Source organism: Enterobacter cloacae complex sp. ECL72, from assembly GCF_019056635.1.
GTDB classification, from domain to species: domain Bacteria; phylum Pseudomonadota; class Gammaproteobacteria; order Enterobacterales; family Enterobacteriaceae; genus Enterobacter; species Enterobacter hormaechei_C.
This window is the reverse complement of the sequence record NZ_CP077659.1, coordinates 3,806,352-3,824,464: the sequence shown is the minus strand read 5'-3', so window position 1 is coordinate 3,824,464 and position 18,113 is coordinate 3,806,352. Positions and strand designations below refer to the sequence as shown.

The following is an 18,113-nucleotide window of genomic DNA, read 5'->3' as shown; positions in this document are numbered from 1 at the left end:
AGCCTCGCTTCTCAGATGAAGTGCTTACGCAAACGTTGAGAGAGGAAATCCAGCAGGCTCACGGTGACGATGATGAGCACCATCAGGGCGCAGGTTTGCTGGAACTGGAAACCACGAATGGCTTCCCACAGGGTGACGCCAATGCCGCCTGCGCCCACCATGCCGACCACGGTGGCGGAGCGAACGTTGGACTCGAAGCGGTACAGGGAGTAGGAGATGAGCAGCGGCATCACCTGCGGCAGGACGCCGTACAGGATCTCTTCGATTTTGTTCGCTCCGGTTGCGCGGATGCCTTCCACCGGGCCGGGCTCGATGGCTTCAACCGCTTCGGAGAGCAGCTTGGAGAGCACGCCGGTGGTGTGGATGAACAGCGCCATCACGCCCGCGAACGGACCCAGGCCGACGGCGACCACGAACAGCATCGCAAAGACCATTTCGTTGATGGCGCGACAGGCGTCCATCAGGCGACGCATCGGCTGGTAAACCCACCACGGCACGATGTTTTCGGCGCTCATCAGGCCAAACGGAATGGAGAGGATCACGGCGAGGGCGGTGCCCCAGACGGCAATTTGCAGGGTGATCGCCATTTCACCGAGGTAGTCCTGCCACTGGCTGAAGTCCGGCGGGAAGAAGTCGGCGGCGAAGGTCGCCATGTTGCCGGAATCTTTGAAGAGCAGCAGCGGATCCATCTCCGCGCCCTTCCAGGAGATAACGAGCACCGCCAGCAGAACGGCCCAGCTTATGAGCGAGAACCAGCTGCGCTTTGGCGGCGGGAGGGTGATGGTTTGCATGTTGGCTCCTTTGGGTTTAGTCCCCTCTCCCTGTGGGAGAGGGTTAGGGTGAGGGGGAAATGTGCGTGCTGATGCCCTCACCCCGGCCCTCTCCCACAGGGAGAGGGAGAAAAGCGTTACTGCACCGCTTTATTCACGCTGGTCATGGCGCCGAGCGCGGCGGTCAGGCGGTCGAGATCGTCCAGCTGCGCCTGAATTTCCGACACTTTGCTGGTCTTCTCTTCTTCCTTCAGACCCTTGTTGTCCTTCACGCCCTGCATCTGCTTGAACAGCGCCAGCTGGCGAATCGGCACCAGCTGCAAATCGCTGGACGCGCGGAACGGCGCCCAGCCCAGACGCGCCAGAACCGCTTTCTCTTCCGGCGTTTTGCCGTAGTTCATAAAGAAGTCGTAGACCTTGTCCTTGGTATTCTCAGAGAGGTTTTTGCGCCACACGATCGGGTCGCCCGGGATCAGCGGCGATTTCCAGATAACCTTGATTTCCTTCAGCTTGTCCGGCGCGGAGGTCTTCAGCTTGTCGAGGTTTTCAGTGTTGTTGGTGGCGACGTCAACCTGCTTATTCGCCACGGCCAGGGCGTTGGTTTCGTGGCTGGCGTTGACCGTGCGCTTAAAGTCGCTGGCGGAGACGTTGTTTTTCGCGAAGACGTAATAGCCAGGGACGAGGAAGCCGGAAGTGGAGTTCGGGTCGCCGTTACCAAAGGTCAGCTCTTTGCGTTTGGCGAGCATGTCGTTGAGATTGTTGATCGGGCTGTCTTTGTTAACGATCAGCACGCTCCAGTAGCCCGGGGAGCCGTCTGCCGCAACGGTCTGGGCGAAGACTTGGCCGTTCGCGCGATCTACCGCTTCCATAGCAGAGAGGTTGCCATACCAGGCGATGTCGACTTTGTTGAAGCGCATTCCCTGAATGATGCCCGCGTAGTCCGGGGCGAAGAAGGCGTTTACTTTGATCCCCAGTTTGGTTTCCATATCTTTCAGGAACGGTTCCCACTGCGGCTTCAGGTTTTGCTGTGATTCCGTTGAAATGATGCCAAAGTTCAGCGCTTTTTCCTGTTCCTCAGCGTAAGCAGGGCTTAGCAGGGTGCTGATGCTGAACATGCTGGTGAAGGCCAGCGCGGCAACGGCTTTGTAGTTCATGTCCATTCCTCGTTATGGGGACGTTAAGCAGCCTGCGCGCGCTCTTCGACGCGGTTTACGCTGCGGTAGAGATGATCGAAACGTTCGTTATCAAACTGGTGGCTTGCGCCATCGAAGAACACATGGCCCTGACGCAGGGCGACGATGCGCTCGCAGTAGCGCAGGGCGTAATCCACCTGATGCAGCGTCACCACCACGGTGATGCCGTCGTTCTGGTTGATGTCGCGCAGGGTTTCCATCACGATGCGGGCCGATTCCGGGTCCAGCGAGGCGATAGGTTCATCGGCCAGAATGATTTTGGCTTTCTGCATCAGGGCGCGGGCGATGGCGACGCGCTGCTGCTGTCCGCCGGAGAGCGTGGAGACGCGCTGGTGGGCGAAATGCGCCATGCCGACGCGGGTCAGCGCCTGTAGGGCTTCTTGCTTCTGGGATGGGGAGAACCAGCGCAGGCAGGTGCGCCAGAACGGGGTGCTGCCGAGCGCGCCAATCAGCACGTTCTCGAGCACGGTCAGGCGGTTCACCAGGTTGAACTGCTGAAAGATATAGCCCGTCTGGGCGCGGCTTTTGCGAATATCGCTCGCCAGACGCCCCGCATGTTGCACGGTGTTACCCAGCAGTTCGACGCGGCTTTCCGGCGTTTTGTCACAGGTAATCAGGCCGCTCAAGTGACGAAGAAGGGTTGATTTACCTGAACCAGACGGCCCCAACAGCGCCACCATTTCGCCCTGCTGGACGGTCAGATCAACGGCATGCAGCGCCTTGTTGTGATGGAAGGTTTTGCTCAGTTTCTCGACGCGAATGACAGTTTGCATGTGCCGGGCCTCACGATAAATGTGGCCTCATGCTGGCGCATCAATATGACATTTGGGTTAAGTCTCGGTTGCGGGAATTTGAAGAGTTGAGGGGAGTTTGATGACAATCACCGCAGGCCCGGTCAGCGCAGCGTCTCCGGGCGCTGTTGCCGGATGCGCTGCGCTTATGTGGCCTACGATTTAACGACGTTAATCATCCACGGCACGCCGTATTTATCGGTGACTTTCCCGAATCCGTGCGCCCAGAAAGTCTCCTGCCAGGCCATTTCGACATTGCCGCCATCAGAGAGGTTGTCGAACCAGCGTTTGCCTTCATCCACGTCCTGCGTGTCGAGCACCAGCGTAAATCCGGCGTACTGCGTGTTGCTACCGGGTGGCAGACCATCGCTCATCATGATATCGCTGCCGGCAATGCGGACATTAGAGTGGGCGATGGCGGTATCCGGGAAGTTCATGCCTGACGGACAGCCTTCTTCGCTGTTTTCGTCTTTGGGCATTTCGCCGAAGGTGATTTTGTAGAGGAGTTCTGCGCCGATGGCCTGCTGATAGAAGGCGGTCGCCTCCGCACAGTTGCCGGCGAAAGAGATGTAGGGACTTAACGGCATAATCTTTACCTCACGTAAGAAAAGCCCGTTAAGTCTAGTTCCCGAACGCCCGGTAAGCGAAGCGTCACCGGGCGGGACAATCAGTTCTTTTTCACGAACTCAGATTTCAGTTTCATCGGACCGAAGCCGTCAATTTTGCAGTCGATATTATGATCGCCTTCAACCAGACGGATATTTTTGACTTTAGTGCCGATCTTCAGCATGGAGGAACTGCCTTTTACCTTCAGATCTTTCACAACGGTAACGCTGTCGCCGTCTGCCAGCAGGTTGCCGTTCGCGTCTTTCACGATCAGCGCATCGCTGTCCTGTGCAGGCTCCGCATCGTTCCATTCATGGGCGCATTCCGGGCAAACGAACATGCCATTGTCTTCATAGGTGTATTCAGAATTGCATTTCGGGCAGTGTGGAAGTTGCATGTTGGTATCCTCAAAAGTGTTAACACGCTGGAAAACGCCAGCTAAATGACGGCAGTGTGCCGAAAAAGGCAGCGAGTATAACGCAAATCCCCACTTTTGTCGGTGATATTGTTTTATAAAAATAGCGCATAAATGCGCAAGCGATGACACGAAATGTCAGTGAATTAAGGGAATCTTAATCCCTGTACGGCAGAGATCGTAATCATGCAAAATGTATCGAATATTTTATTACAGCAAATTGCTACGCTGTGCCATTTCGGATAAGGTGAAGGAACAAGCCGTTATTTATCTATCCTCTTCTGACGCCATACATCTTTTGGCGCCAGGGAATACCTCTCTTTTTTGGTGGGTAAATAACGATGATATATCCTGATGTTTCCTGAAAATGCGTTTTGTCTATTCACTTTTGGCTTTCTGGCCAGGGGATGTTTTACACGTATTACGAGGGTGGTTTTTAAATTCTCATTATCTTCAGTTAGTTGTATTAAATGAACATGTTTTCCATACGTGATCATATAAGCCTGAAAAGTATAATTAAAACATCGTGGCTTAATAAAAGTAATAAATTTGCGTTAAGGGAAGGCTTTTATCATGCACACACAGACCATATTTGAATTAAGCCAGGAAGCTGAACGATTGTTACAGCTCGCTCTGAACAATCTTGATTCATTAAAATCTATGCCGATTGCAAAGCTGGATAGCACAGCCGCTGCGATGAGCGGCGTTAATAACAACGTTTTGCCGTTACATTTTAGCGCACGGGGTGTCGACGCTCAGCAGGCGATGCTGAATAACGAATTACGCAAAATAACCCGCCTCGAAATGGTGCTGGCGATTGTGGGTACCATGAAAGCGGGAAAATCGACCACCATTAATGCGATTGTGGGCACGGAAGTGCTGCCGAACCGCAATCGTCCGATGACGGCACTTCCCACGCTGATCCGCCATACGCCGGGCCAGAAGGAGCCGGTACTGCATTTTTTGCACGTTTCGCCCATCGATACCCTGATTACCCAGTTGCAGAAAAAACTGTGCGATAAAGATCGCGGCAAGCTGGCGCGGCGTCTGGAAATCGACAAGGACATGAATACGCTGCTGGAGCGCATAGAAAGAGGTGAGGCGTTTGAAAAACATCACCTGGGCGCGGAGCCCATCTTTCATTGTCTGAAAAGCCTGAACGATCTGGTGCGGCTGTCTCAGGCGCTGGGCGTGGAGTTTCCGTTCTCTGAGTATGCCGCGATAGAACATATTCCGGTGATTGAGGTGGAGTTTGTGCATCTCGCCGGTCTGGATGCGCACCTGGGGCAACTGACGCTGCTCGACACGCCGGGGCCGAACGAGGCCGGTCAGCCGCACCTGCAAAAAATGCTCAGCGAGCAGCTGGCGCGCGCCTCCGCCGTGCTGGCGGTGATGGACTATACACAGCTTAAATCTATTTCTGATGCGGAGGTTCGTCAGGCAATTTCGGCTGCCGGCAAATCCGTGCCGCTTTACGCCCTGGTCAACAAATTCGATCAGAAAGATCGTAACAGCGACGATGAAGAGCAGGTGCGGGCGATGATTTCCGGCACGCTGATGAAAGGAAATATTTCTCCGGGGCAAATTTATCCGGTCTCTTCCATGTGGGCCTATCTGGCAAACCGCGCCCGCTATGAGATGAACGTTCATGGGCGCCTTCCCGATCATCAGGATCAGCGTTGGGTACAGGATTTTGCCGAGGCCGCGCTGGGCCGCCGCTGGCGAACGGCCGACCTGGACGATATTGACCATATTCGCCATGCGGCGGATCTGCTGTGGGAGGATTCGCTGTTCGAACAGCCCATCCGCAAACTGATTTACGCGGCTTACGCCAACGCCTCGCTGTTCGCTTTGCGGTCGGCATCGCATAAGCTGCTGAACTATGCGCAAAATGCCAGAGAATACCTGGATTTTCGCCATCAGGGACTGACGGTCGCTTTTGATGAGCTGGAGCTGAATATTGCGCGTCTGGAAGAGGATATGACGTTGCTGCGTCAGCGGCAGAGCGTGGTGAGCGATGAGGTCCAGCATGAAGTTGAAGAGGCGCTCAACACAACGGATGCATTCCTGCTTCGCCAGAAAGGTGAACTTCACCAGGCGCTGGGCGACATTTTTAGCCGCCCGTCTATTCTTGATTTAGCAGGGCGCGAGCCATCCAGTTTGCGTGCAGACGACGCGGATGCAATCCAGCAGCTGGTGCTTGACGATGAAGGGCAGGCGCAGATTGTCCTGAGCAAGATTCGATCGTCATGCGAGCAGATTATGCTGAATGCGCAGAGCAGAATTGGCCGGGAGCTGGCGTTACGCTTCGATCAGCTGGAGTCTACGCTTGCCCGATCGTTGAATGAGGCGATGCGCCCTATCGAGACGCGAATCAAGGAACAGCTCAGTCATGCCGGATTTCGGGCGCGGATTAGCTTCCCGGCGTTTCAGGCAAACCAGCTTAATTTCAATACGCGCGGCTTATTTAATGATGCCATTGTGCAGGACACCCCTCCCGCCAGTCAGCCAGCCGGGGCAGGCAGCGTACGTAATACCGTCTCGCGCTGGCTCAATAATCCCGGCTGGGGCTGGGAAGAGTATGTCGTGACGCGCACACGCTATGTCATCGACATCGTTCAGCTTCATGGCAAATTTACGCAACATATCGATCAGTTTTGCGATCAAATACGTAAAGCTTTGGCCGCGCAGGTCGATGTCTCTGTTACGGCAGGTATGGCAACGTTCTTTGCAGAGTTTTCGTTGTGCCTGACCGGGTTACAGGAAAGCTTGCGTGATAGCCTTGCCGTGCGGCAGCAGAATGAACATTCAACCCGGGCGCTTAGCCAGTTGTTGAAGCAAAGTATGACTACTGCGGCGTGGATTCAGGAAGATACCCGACTGTTACGCGATGATATTCAAACCTTATTCGCGGCAGAGCAACCATGACAACACAGCTACTGGACGGTCCCGGGCGGACGCTGGAGTGTATTCACCCAAAATTTATGGTCGATTTGGTCCAGGGGGCGGACGCTGCACGTCACTCCCTCCTGGGGCCACAGCAACTGCAATTTCGTGAGCGTTTGACGCAGGAGATCATTACGCAGACCCGGCTGCGGCCGTGGGCAATGGCGGGAATGCTCAACGAAAATGCAGCGCTGCGGCTGGGTCTGGCGGAGAAACTGGCCGGTATGCTCGACCCCGGACACCTTGCGCTGACCCGTATGTCCGACAGGCTGGTAGCCCTGCGCCAGCAGGTGAATCCACGCCTCCCTCAACCGCCCGGATTGTTGCAACAGTACGAAGAGCTCTCCTCACATTTCAACCAGCGTGCCGCCTATAAAGAGAAAGCGCTCGCGCAGCGCGGCCTTACGGTTCAGGCGGGTGAGCACAGTGAGCAAATTTTTACCCGCTGGCGAGCCGGGCAGTATGACGGCTGGTCGCTGGCTGGCCGCTGCTTTATCGTGCTGGAAGAGTTGCGCTGGGGGGCGTTTGGCGATGCCTGTCGTCTGGCGAATAGCGATGTGGCGGCCATGCTGAAAGATAATCTGCGCAGCATGGCCGCAAACTATCTGGCACAGGGAATTAATGCTTCTCCCACCACCCGGCATTTTTACCATCAGTGGCTGACGACGCCCGCTTCTCCCGGTCTGATTGATTATAAAGATATGCTGGGCTGGCTGGGGGACTGGTGTCAGGCGGATAAACATCCGGTGAGCTGGTCAGTGACGCAGAGCTGGCAAACGGTCGCGCTGGGAATGCCGAGACTCTGTTCGGCAAAACGGCTGGTGGATGGCATGGTGGAAGAGATATTTGGTACGTGATTGCCCCTCTTTTTAAGGAGGGGGCGAAAGGGTTAGTGGTGCATTTCTACCGCTTCAGGTTCTGTCCGGGACTCAGGCACATGCCCAAAGCGTCTGGCATACAGTGCCGTGATGACAGGGACCAGAATTGCCGTCACAATCACGCTGGCGGCAACCAGAGCCGTGGCGGAAGCGGCCACGGGTTCAAAGGCCGGGTTAATCTGGGCGATAATCACCGGGTTGGCTACCGCAGCGCCTGCGGCCGAAGAGGCGGCCACGCCCGCGGTTCCGTTGCCGCCTCCGATGACGCGGTCTGCAATAATCAGTGGAATACCCGTGATGACGATGACGGCAACACCCAGCACAATGCCCAGCAGGCCGGTTTCCAGAATCACGTTCAGGTTGATGGTATTGCCCAACGCGAAGCCGAAGAACGGGATCAGTACCGGGGTGGCTTTGCTGAAGAAATCACGCAGATCGTGATCGAGGTTGCCCAGCGCAAAACCAATCAGGAACGGCAGGATCGCCCCGACAAAATGGTGTGGTTCAAAAGAGGCAAGGCCGGCAGAACCCAGAATCAACATCGTCATCAGCGGACCCGACTCCAGGGACATCAGCACGAACGCGCCCGATTCTTCTTTGGTGCCATATTGATTCATCAGGCTGGCATAGAGACCGCCGTTGGTCATATCCATTGCTGAGACTATGGCCAGAACAGATAATCCGGCGAAGAAGCCGGTCTGAATTCCATTCTCCGGAATGAACATCGCACAGATCATCGCAACAACCCAGGCGACCGCAATTTTAGTAATGACCAGCGTCCCTGATTTACGTAATACCGTACCTGTTGCACGCAAGTTAATAGATGCGCCGATGCAAAAGAACCAGACTGCCAGAATCGGTACCGTTCCGGTAATCATACCTTTTGTAAAACCGCCAAAATAAGCACCGGTATTCGGGGCTAGCGTATTTAATATCGCGCCAAGTACCAGCGGGACCAGCATCATCCCGCCCGGGATGCGTTCTATTGTTGCTTTAATCTTCATCATTAACCCTCACATCTCGTCCGCATGGCTGGCGGAAAGCTCAAAAAATAGATCAACAAATTCAAACGATTGCCTTTTTTGGGACCAATCGATTCGTTATTTATGCTGTAGAGCGAAACTCAGGTGTTCAGCATTCCTTCATTTGAAAGCTGCTGGGATATCGTGTTCGGATTTATCATGCGATCTTTGGAATTGTGATTCAACTAAAATAAAACGATGTTTTAGTTATCTTCGTCACATATTGAATGTAAACAGGATTGCCCACTGTTAATAATTGAATTTTGTGTAAATTTGCTGTGAAGAAATGTGCTTGCATTTTGTTTGGGGAAGAATAATAACGGGCGTTAAGATCTGTTTGATAAGGGGGTTTAGAATGACCTTATTTATCGTGAATTGACAAAAGCTGAAGGCAACTTACGAACAGGAAAAATATGTGTGAAGTTGATCACATATATAAACGCTGGTAGGGTAAAAAGGTCTTTAACTGCCCAGACAGGCGTCAACAGGTTCGGTTGTATTGAGGTAAAACGTCAATGTAAGTAAACCTGCTACGCTTGAATAAGGAGATTCGCATGGAGCGGGTCTCTGGTTCACAGCTTGCAAAATGCGCTGTGAAACGGACGGGGCTGAGTCTACGAGGAAAGCTATGCTTAGAAGGAAAAAAGTAAAACCCATCACGCTGCGCGATGTCACCATTATTGATGACGCGAAACTGCGCAAAGCGATTACAGCGGCCTCGCTCGGTAATGCGATGGAGTGGTTCGATTTTGGTGTTTACGGCTTTGTGGCCTATGCACTTGGTAAAGTGTTCTTCCCTGGTGCCGATCCCAGCTTGCAGATGATTGCTGCGCTGGGTACGTTCTCCGTTCCCTTCCTGATTCGTCCTCTCGGTGGCCTTTTCTTCGGCATGCTGGGTGATAAATATGGTCGCCAGAAGATCCTGGCTATTACCATTGTCATCATGTCGATAAGTACATTCTGTATCGGCCTTATTCCGTCGTATGCAACTATTGGTATATGGGCGCCGATTCTGCTGTTGATCTGTAAGATGGCGCAGGGCTTCTCCGTTGGTGGCGAATATACCGGCGCATCGATTTTTGTCGCTGAATATTCTCCGGACCGTAAACGTGGCTTTATGGGCAGCTGGCTGGACTTTGGTTCGATTGCCGGTTTTGTCATGGGCGCGGGGGTTGTGGTTCTGATCTCAACCGTAGTGGGTGAAGAGAACTTCCTTGACTGGGGCTGGCGTATTCCGTTCTTCCTGGCGCTGCCGCTGGGCATCATTGGGCTTTATCTGCGTCACGCCCTGGAAGAGACGCCTGCGTTCCAGCAGCACGTTGAAAAGCTGGAGCAGGGTGACCGTGAAGGGTTACAGGATGGCCCGAAAGTGTCGTTCAAGGAGATTGCGACCAAACACTGGCGCAGCCTGCTGACCTGTATTGGTCTGGTGATTTCCACCAACGTCACCTATTACATGCTGTTGACCTACATGCCGAGCTACCTGTCGCATAACCTGCACTACTCGGAAGACCACGGTGTGCTGATTATTATCGCCATCATGGTGGGTATGCTGTTTGTGCAGCCGATTATGGGTCTGCTGAGCGACCGCTTTGGCCGTAAGCCATTCATTATTCTCGGCAGCGTCGCCCTGTTCGCACTGGCAATCCCGGCCTTTATTCTGATTAACAGCAATGTGCTGGGGCTGATTTTCGCCGGTCTGCTGATGCTGGCGGTGATCCTCAACTGCTTCATCGGGGTGATGGCTTCTACGCTGCCGGCAATGTTCCCGACGCATATTCGCTACAGTGCGCTGGCGGCAGCCTTTAATATCTCCGTTCTGATTGCGGGCCTGACGCCGACGCTTGCTGCTTCACTGGTGGAGAGCACGCAGAACCTGATGATGCCTGCTTACTATCTGATGGTCATTGCGGTGATCGGCCTGATTACCGGTATTACCATGAAGGAGACGGCGAATCGTCCGTTGAAAGGGGCAACGCCTGCGGCGTCTGATATTCAGGAAGCGAAAGAGATCCTGCGTGAGCACTACGATAATGTAGAGCAGAAGATTGAAGATATTGACGCAGAGATTGAGGCGCTCCAGACAAAACGCTCTCGCCTTGTCGATCAGCATCCGCGAATTAACGAGTGATAAAAAAACCCGCCGCTGGCGGGTTTTCTTTTATTAGCATCCTGCGGCAATATAGTCGCCGCCGGCGCTGACGGGGATCACCGTAAGGAACAGGATCGTCGCGAACAGTATCAGAACAACCCCTCCGGCAATTTTGACCATCGGCATTACCCAGTTCAGGGACGTGCCGCCGCCAAACCAGGTTACTGTGCGTTCACGCGCGTAACGTACTGCCAGCGACAGCCCCATAATCGACAGCGCCGTGCCCAGCGACATTGTCATCACAGCAGCAATCCCCCAGCTAATAATACCGAGCGCATTCGAGAACATCAGGATCATAATTGCCCCGCTGCACGGGCGTGCGCCAATGGCCAGCACCACGCCCAGACGGGTTTTCCAGTCGCTTTTAGTCAGATCCACCCCTACGCCGTGATGGCAGCAGCCACAGCGTTCATTATGCTGTTGAAGCGGCTTGATGGCGCTAATCGCCATTTTGCGCGGACGCAGGCTGCTGAGCGCCTGATAAATGATAAACGCACCGAAGACGGCAATCAGCACGGCGCTGATTTTCTCGACGTACCAACGGCTGGTGCTGATATCTCCTGACGCGAGGTTCAATCCAACCGCCAGGATAAAGACAAAGACGATCGCGCTGACGCCCTGCATCATGCTACCGATAAACGGTACGACGCGCGCCGCGAGCTGGCTCTCTTTATTGGTGGTGAGATACGTGGTGACGATAAATTTGCCGTGCCCAGGTCCAACGGCATGGAGTACACCATAAAGAAACGCACCGGTTAACAACCATAGCCCACCGCTGTACTGATGATTATTAAGTTGCAGCAGATACATCACCAGATATCGGTGCAGGGTGATCTGGGTGGCGAGGCACCACTGAATAAAAGCATTCCAGTGCGTATGCAGTGCAAAACCTGCCATAAGTAACACCAGCACGGCGAGCCCGGCGGTTGGGATACGCCAGTCACGTTGAAGTCGTTGTGTCGTCATGAGGTTGGCCCGCGAGAGAAATATTTGCCGCTAGTATAGTGTTCAAATCGCTGGATCACACCGGGATCGTCAATGGATTGTGGATAAGTCTGTGTGTAAAAAGGTATAAGGCGGGGTTTTGCTGGGGAATACAGCAGTCAGTCATTTTTTTGCAACTTTTCTGTTGCGGTCGCTCGGGAACTCCCTATAATGCGCCTCCATCGACACGGCGGATGTGAATCACTTCACAGATAACCCGGTCGGCTGAAGAGAAAAAATCCTGAAATAACGGGTTGACTCTGAAAGAGGAAAGCGTAATATACGCCACCTCGCGACAGCGCGCTGAAGCGCGTCGCAACTGCTCTTTAACAATTTATCAGACAATCTGTGTGGGCACTCAAAGTGACATGGATTCTTAATGTCCTCGGACACTAAATGAATACCAAGTCTCAACGAGTGAACACGTAATTCATTACGAAGTTTAATTCATTGAGCATCAAACTTTTAAATTGAAGAGTTTGATCATGGCTCAGATTGAACGCTGGCGGCAGGCCTAACACATGCAAGTCGAACGGTAACAGGAAGCAGCTTGCTGCTTTGCTGACGAGTGGCGGACGGGTGAGTAATGTCTGGGAAACTGCCTGATGGAGGGGGGATAACTACTGGAAACGGTAGCTAATACCGCATAATGTCGCAAGACCAAAGAGGGGGGACCTTCGGGCCTCTTGCCATCGGATGTGCCCAGATGGGATTAGCTAGTAGGTGGGGTAACGGCTCACCTAGGCGACGATCCCTAGCTGGTCTGAGAGGATGACCAGCCACACTGGAACTGAGACACGGTCCAGACTCCTACGGGAGGCAGCAGTGGGGAATATTGCACAATGGGCGCAAGCCTGATGCAGCCATGCCGCGTGTATGAAGAAGGCCTTCGGGTTGTAAAGTACTTTCAGCGGGGAGGAAGGCGATAAGGTTAATAACCTTGTCGATTGACGTTACCCGCAGAAGAAGCACCGGCTAACTCCGTGCCAGCAGCCGCGGTAATACGGAGGGTGCAAGCGTTAATCGGAATTACTGGGCGTAAAGCGCACGCAGGCGGTCTGTCAAGTCGGATGTGAAATCCCCGGGCTCAACCTGGGAACTGCATTCGAAACTGGCAGGCTAGAGTCTTGTAGAGGGGGGTAGAATTCCAGGTGTAGCGGTGAAATGCGTAGAGATCTGGAGGAATACCGGTGGCGAAGGCGGCCCCCTGGACAAAGACTGACGCTCAGGTGCGAAAGCGTGGGGAGCAAACAGGATTAGATACCTGGTAGTCCACGCCGTAAACGATGTCGACTTGGAGGTTGTGCCCTTGAGGCGTGGCTTCCGGAGCTAACGCGTTAAGTCGACCGCCTGGGAGTACGGCCGCAAGGTTAAAACTCAAATGAATTGACGGGGCCCGCACAAGCGGTGGAGCATGTGGTTTAATTCGATGCAACGCGAAGAACCTTACCTACTCTTGACATCCAGAGAACTTAGCAGAGATGCTTTGGTGCCTTCGGGAACTCTGAGACAGGTGCTGCATGGCTGTCGTCAGCTCGTGTTGTGAAATGTTGGGTTAAGTCCCGCAACGAGCGCAACCCTTATCCTTTGTTGCCAGCGGTTAGGCCGGGAACTCAAAGGAGACTGCCAGTGATAAACTGGAGGAAGGTGGGGATGACGTCAAGTCATCATGGCCCTTACGAGTAGGGCTACACACGTGCTACAATGGCGCATACAAAGAGAAGCGACCTCGCGAGAGCAAGCGGACCTCATAAAGTGCGTCGTAGTCCGGATTGGAGTCTGCAACTCGACTCCATGAAGTCGGAATCGCTAGTAATCGTGGATCAGAATGCCACGGTGAATACGTTCCGGGCCTTGTACACACCGCCCGTCACACCATGGGAGTGGGTTGCAAAGAAGTAGGTAGCTTAACCTTCGGGAGGGCGCTTACCACTTTGTGATTCATGACTGGGGTGAAGTCGTAACAAGGTAACCGTAGGGGAACCTGCGGTTGGATCACCTCCTTACCTTAAAGAACCTGCCTTTGTAGTGTCCACACAGATTGTCTGATGAAAAGTAAATAGCAAGGCGTCTTGCGATTGAAACTGTACGTCCCCTTCGTCTAGAGGCCCAGGACACCGCCCTTTCACGGCGGTAACAGGGGTTCGAATCCCCTAGGGGACGCCACTTGCTGGTTCGTGAGTGAAAGTCACCTGCCGTCATATCTCAAAACTGACTTGCGAGTCATGTTTGAGATATTTGCTCTTTAAAAATCTGGATCAAGCTGAAAATTGAAACGACACACAGCTCATGTGTGTTCGAGTCTCTCAAATTTTCGCAATCAGAAGTGAAACATCTTCGGGTTGTGAGGTTAAGCGACTAAGCGTACACGGTGGATGCCCTGGCAGTCAGAGGCGATGAAGGACGTGCTAATCTGCGAAAAGCGCCGGCGAGGTGATATGAACCTTTGACCCGGCGATGTCCGAATGGGGAAACCCAGTGCAATCCGTTGCACTATCGTTAACTGAATACATAGGTTAACGAGGCGAACCGGGGGAACTGAAACATCTAAGTACCCCGAGGAAAAGAAATCAACCGAGATTCCCCCAGTAGCGGCGAGCGAACGGGGAGCAGCCCGGAGTCTGAATCAGCTTGTGTGTTAGTGGAACGGTCTGGAAAGTCCGACGGTACAGGGTGATAGTCCCGTACACGAAAGCACACTTGCTGTGAACTCGAAGAGTAGGGCGGGACACGTGGTATCCTGTCTGAATATGGGGGGACCATCCTCCAAGGCTAAATACTCCTGACTGACCGATAGTGAACCAGTACCGTGAGGGAAAGGCGAAAAGAACCCCGGCGAGGGGAGTGAAAAAGAACCTGAAACCGTGTACGTACAAGCAGTGGGAGCCTCTTTATGGGGTGACTGCGTACCTTTTGTATAATGGGTCAGCGACTTATATTCTGTAGCAAGGTTAACCGTATAGGGGAGCCGAAGGGAAACCGAGTCTTAACTGGGCGTTAAGTTGCAGGGTATAGACCCGAAACCCGGTGATCTAGCCATGGGCAGGTTGAAGGTTGGGTAACACTAACTGGAGGACCGAACCGACTAATGTTGAAAAATTAGCGGATGACCTGTGGCTGGGGGTGAAAGGCCAATCAAACCGGGAGATAGCTGGTTCTCCCCGAAAGCTATTTAGGTAGCGCCTCGTGAACTCATCTTCGGGGGTAGAGCACTGTTTCGGCTAGGGGGCCATCCCGGCTTACCAACCCGATGCAAACTACGAATACCGAAGAATGTTATCACGGGAGACACACGGCGGGTGCTAACGTCCGTCGTGAAGAGGGAAACAACCCAGACCGCCAGCTAAGGTCCCAAAGTCATGGTTAAGTGGGAAACGATGTGGGAAGGCACAGACAGCCAGGATGTTGGCTTAGAAGCAGCCATCATTTAAAGAAAGCGTAATAGCTCACTGGTCGAGTCGGCCTGCGCGGAAGATGTAACGGGGCTAAACCATGCACCGAAGCTGCGGCAGCGACACTATGTGTTGTTGGGTAGGGGAGCGTTCTGTAAGCCGTTGAAGGTGTGCTGTGAGGCATGCTGGAGGTATCAGAAGTGCGAATGCTGACATAAGTAACGATAAAGCGGGTGAAAAGCCCGCTCGCCGGAAGACCAAGGGTTCCTGTCCAACGTTAATCGGGGCAGGGTGAGTCGACCCTAAGGCGAGGCCGAAAGGCGTAGTCGATGGGAAACAGGTTAATATTCCTGTACTTGGTGTTACTGCGAAGGGGGGACGGAGAAGGCTATGTCAGCCGGGCGACGGTTGTCCCGGTTTAAGCATGTAGGCGGAGGTTCCAGGTAAATCCGGTACCTTTTAACGCTGAGGTGTGATGACGAGGCACTACGGTGCTGAAGTGATAAATGCCCTGCTTCCAGGAAAAGCCTCTAAGCATCAGGTAACACGAAATCGTACCCCAAACCGACACAGGTGGTCAGGTAGAGAATACCAAGGCGCTTGAGAGAACTCGGGTGAAGGAACTAGGCAAAATGGTGCCGTAACTTCGGGAGAAGGCACGCTGATGTGTAGGTGAAGCCCCTGCGGGTGGAGCTGAAATCAGTCGAAGATACCAGCTGGCTGCAACTGTTTATTAAAAACACAGCACTGTGCAAACACGAAAGTGGACGTATACGGTGTGACGCCTGCCCGGTGCCGGAAGGTTAATTGATGGGGTTAGCGGCAACGCGAAGCTCTTGATCGAAGCCCCGGTAAACGGCGGCCGTAACTATAACGGTCCTAAGGTAGCGAAATTCCTTGTCGGGTAAGTTCCGACCTGCACGAATGGCGTAATGATGGCCAGGCTGTCTCCACCCGAGACTCAGTGAAATTGAACTCGCTGTGAAGATGCAGTGTACCCGCGGCAAGACGGAAAGACCCCGTGAACCTTTACTATAGCTTGACACTGAACACTGGTCCTTGATGTGTAGGATAGGTGGGAGGCTTTGAAGCGTGGACGCCAGTCTGCGTGGAGCCAACCTTGAAATACCACCCTTTAATGGCTGGTGTTCTAACGTAGACCCGTAATCCGGGTTGCGGACAGTGTCTGGTGGGTAGTTTGACTGGGGCGGTCTCCTCCCAAAGAGTAACGGAGGAGCACGAAGGTTGGCTAATCCTGGTCGGACATCAGGAGGTTAGTGCAATGGCATAAGCCAGCTTGACTGCGAGCGTGACGGCGCGAGCAGGTGCGAAAGCAGGTCATAGTGATCCGGTGGTTCTGAATGGAAGGGCCATCGCTCAACGGATAAAAGGTACTCCGGGGATAACAGGCTGATACCGCCCAAGAGTTCATATCGACGGCGGTGTTTGGCACCTCGATGTCGGCTCATCACATCCTGGGGCTGAAGTAGGTCCCAAGGGTATGGCTGTTCGCCATTTAAAGTGGTACGCGAGCTGGGTTTAGAACGTCGTGAGACAGTTCGGTCCCTATCTGCCGTGGGCGCTGGAGAATTGAGGGGGGCTGCTCCTAGTACGAGAGGACCGGAGTGGACGCATCACTGGTGTTCGGGTTGTCATGCCAATGGCACTGCCCGGTAGCTAAATGCGGAAGAGATAAGTGCTGAAAGCATCTAAGCACGAAACTTGCCCCGAGATGAGTTCTCCCTGAGACCTTGAGTCTCCTGAAGGAACGTTGAAGACGACGACGTTGATAGGTCGGGTGTGTAAGCGCAGCGATGCGTTGAGCTAACCGATACTAATGAACCGTGAGGCTTAACCTTACAACGCCGAAGGTGTTTTGGCGAAGAGACAGACAATCAAATTTCAGCCTGATACAGATTAACAGAATTTGCCTGGCGGCTTTAGCGCGGTGGTCCCACCTGACCCCATGCCGAACTCAGAAGTGAAACGCCGTAGCGCCGATGGTAGTGTGGGGTCTCCCCATGTGAGAGTAGGGAACTGCCAGGCATCAAATTTAGCGTGCTGATATGGCTCAGTTGGTAGAGCGCACCCTTGGTAAGGGTGAGGTCCCCAGTTCGACTCTGGGTATCAGCACCACTTTATACTTAGGTTAAAGTTCGGCAAGAAGTAAAAGAATTTGTCTGGCGGCTTTAGCGCGGTGGTCCCACCTGACCCCATGCCGAACTCAGAAGTGAAACGCCGTAGCGCCGATGGTAGTGTGGGGTCTCCCCATGTGAGAGTAGGGAACTGCCAGACATCAAACAAGTAGAAAGGCCATCCGAAAGGATGGCCTTTTTGCGTTATCGCTCCAGCCAAACCAATTCCCTCATTCGATATTCCTGCTGTCGCCATTAATACCTTACGGACGTATTAAAGCGTTTTACCCTACTGAAACTGAAGTTGTGGAATGCATTATGCTGGCTCGCAGCAGCGTTAAATCAATTAAATGTTATGTACAGGTATGGGGTATAGCGGGGAGTAAGGTAGCGTATTGAATTTAATTAATATCTGATGCTATTCGTGATGAGGAATATACGTTCCTTATATCAGGGAAAAATAAAAGCGCGGCGATGGCCGCGCTTTTAGAAGCCTTATTTAGTCAGGGCGACAATACCGAGTGTCAGGCCAGCGATTGCCGCGGCGCCACCAGCAATCGCACCTGCTGTTTCCCAGTTATCCTGGGTAGTGCCCTTCATACAGGTATTGGTGTGAACCAGTCGCCCCTGATCGTCGTATACCGGTACACATGGAGAGTCGTGCGCGCAACCAGCAAGCAGCGCAGCGAGAAGTGCAACGGAAAGGAATCTTTTCATGATGTTACCTCAATATGATCGCTTATTCGCTAAAGAGCCGATACAGCAATTAACGAACTGATGATTATTTTACCACCGCACTAATACCATGCAGCACGGGGAATAATCTCAA

Annotated in this window: 11 protein-coding genes, 2 tRNA genes and 4 rRNA genes; 9 read left to right on the top strand and 8 right to left on the bottom strand. The window is 53.4% G+C overall.

Annotated elements, in window-relative coordinates; genetic code table 11:
- Positions 1 to 11: 11 nt before the first annotated feature.
- The 5 genes from phnE to KTH07_RS18450 form a co-directional block, all read right to left on the bottom strand.
- Entirely contained in the window at positions 12 to 791 is a 780-nt protein-coding gene (phnE, locus tag KTH07_RS18470) for a phosphonate ABC transporter, permease protein PhnE (protein ID WP_032620758.1), read from the bottom strand.
- A 116-nt stretch (positions 792 to 907) separates the two neighbouring features.
- The gene (gene phnD / locus KTH07_RS18465; RefSeq protein WP_032104778.1) at positions 908 to 1,924 is read right to left on the bottom strand and encodes a phosphonate ABC transporter substrate-binding protein; all 1,017 of its coding nucleotides are present in this window, start codon (positions 1,922 to 1,924) and stop codon (positions 908 to 910) included.
- Positions 1,925 to 1,947: 23 nt separating this feature from the next.
- Complete coding sequence (phnC, locus tag KTH07_RS18460) at positions 1,948 to 2,736, bottom strand: phosphonate ABC transporter ATP-binding protein (protein WP_003860210.1); 789 nt, start codon at positions 2,734 to 2,736, stop codon at positions 1,948 to 1,950.
- Positions 2,737 to 2,909: 173 nt separating this feature from the next.
- On the bottom strand, positions 2,910 to 3,341 hold the full coding sequence (yjdN, locus tag KTH07_RS18455; RefSeq protein WP_032620760.1) for a VOC family metalloprotein YjdN: 432 nt from the start codon (positions 3,339 to 3,341) through the stop codon (positions 2,910 to 2,912).
- 80 nt (positions 3,342 to 3,421) lie between these two features.
- Positions 3,422 to 3,757 carry a zinc ribbon domain-containing protein YjdM gene (locus KTH07_RS18450; RefSeq protein ID WP_003860206.1) on the bottom strand — a complete coding sequence of 112 codons (336 nt, stop codon included), beginning with the start codon at positions 3,755 to 3,757 and terminating at the stop codon, positions 3,422 to 3,424.
- Between the two features lie 591 nt (positions 3,758 to 4,348).
- Between KTH07_RS18450 and crfC the strand changes: the two genes are divergently transcribed.
- Together crfC and KTH07_RS18440 are read left to right on the top strand one after the other, a co-directional pair.
- On the top strand, positions 4,349 to 6,703 hold the full coding sequence (crfC, locus tag KTH07_RS18445) for a clamp-binding protein CrfC (RefSeq protein ID WP_015570228.1): 2,355 nt from the start codon (positions 4,349 to 4,351) through the stop codon (positions 6,701 to 6,703).
- Positions 6,700 to 7,578, top strand: a complete 879-nt coding sequence (locus KTH07_RS18440; RefSeq protein ID WP_015570229.1) for a diguanylate cyclase regulator RdcB family protein — start codon at positions 6,700 to 6,702, stop codon at positions 7,576 to 7,578. The genes crfC and KTH07_RS18440 overlap by 4 nt, the downstream gene beginning before the upstream one ends.
- Before the next feature lie 32 nt (positions 7,579 to 7,610).
- On the opposite strand, the gene kdgT is transcribed toward KTH07_RS18440, so the two are convergent.
- Complete coding sequence (gene kdgT, locus KTH07_RS18435) at positions 7,611 to 8,603, bottom strand: 2-keto-3-deoxygluconate transporter (RefSeq protein WP_017382657.1); 993 nt, start codon at positions 8,601 to 8,603, stop codon at positions 7,611 to 7,613.
- 646 nt (positions 8,604 to 9,249) lie between these two features.
- On the opposite strand from kdgT, the gene proP reads away from it, so the two are divergent.
- On the top strand, positions 9,250 to 10,752 hold the full coding sequence (proP, locus tag KTH07_RS18430) for a glycine betaine/L-proline transporter ProP (RefSeq protein WP_015570231.1): 1,503 nt from the start codon (positions 9,250 to 9,252) through the stop codon (positions 10,750 to 10,752).
- A 33-nt stretch (positions 10,753 to 10,785) separates the two neighbouring features.
- On the opposite strand, the gene KTH07_RS18425 is transcribed toward proP, so the two are convergent.
- Positions 10,786 to 11,739, bottom strand: a complete 954-nt coding sequence (locus KTH07_RS18425) for a nickel/cobalt transporter (RefSeq protein ID WP_032620763.1) — start codon at positions 11,737 to 11,739, stop codon at positions 10,786 to 10,788.
- Positions 11,740 to 12,224: 485 nt separating this feature from the next.
- On the opposite strand from KTH07_RS18425, the gene KTH07_RS18420 reads away from it, so the two are divergent.
- The 6 genes from KTH07_RS18420 (at position 12,225) to rrf (KTH07_RS18395) (ending at position 17,444) form a co-directional block, all read left to right on the top strand.
- Positions 12,225 to 13,763: ribosomal RNA gene (locus tag KTH07_RS18420) — 16S ribosomal RNA — on the top strand.
- Between the two features lie 84 nt (positions 13,764 to 13,847).
- Positions 13,848 to 13,923: transfer RNA gene (locus KTH07_RS18415), tRNA-Glu, on the top strand.
- Between the two features lie 182 nt (positions 13,924 to 14,105).
- A 23S ribosomal RNA gene (locus KTH07_RS18410) occupies positions 14,106 to 17,008 on the top strand.
- Between the two features lie 71 nt (positions 17,009 to 17,079).
- Positions 17,080 to 17,195 (top strand): 5S ribosomal RNA (gene rrf, locus KTH07_RS18405).
- Between the two features lie 14 nt (positions 17,196 to 17,209).
- A tRNA-Thr gene (locus tag KTH07_RS18400) sits at positions 17,210 to 17,285 on the top strand.
- 43 nt (positions 17,286 to 17,328) lie between these two features.
- Positions 17,329 to 17,444, top strand: a 5S ribosomal RNA gene (gene rrf / locus KTH07_RS18395).
- Together the 16S, 23S and 5S rRNA genes with 2 tRNA genes alongside form the textbook arrangement of a ribosomal RNA operon.
- Positions 17,445 to 17,779: 335 nt before the next feature.
- Here the strand turns inward: rrf (KTH07_RS18395) and KTH07_RS18390 are convergent.
- Positions 17,780 to 18,001, bottom strand: a complete 222-nt coding sequence (locus tag KTH07_RS18390; protein WP_003860364.1) for a lipoprotein — start codon at positions 17,999 to 18,001, stop codon at positions 17,780 to 17,782.
- Between the last annotated feature and the right edge of the window lie 112 nt (positions 18,002 to 18,113).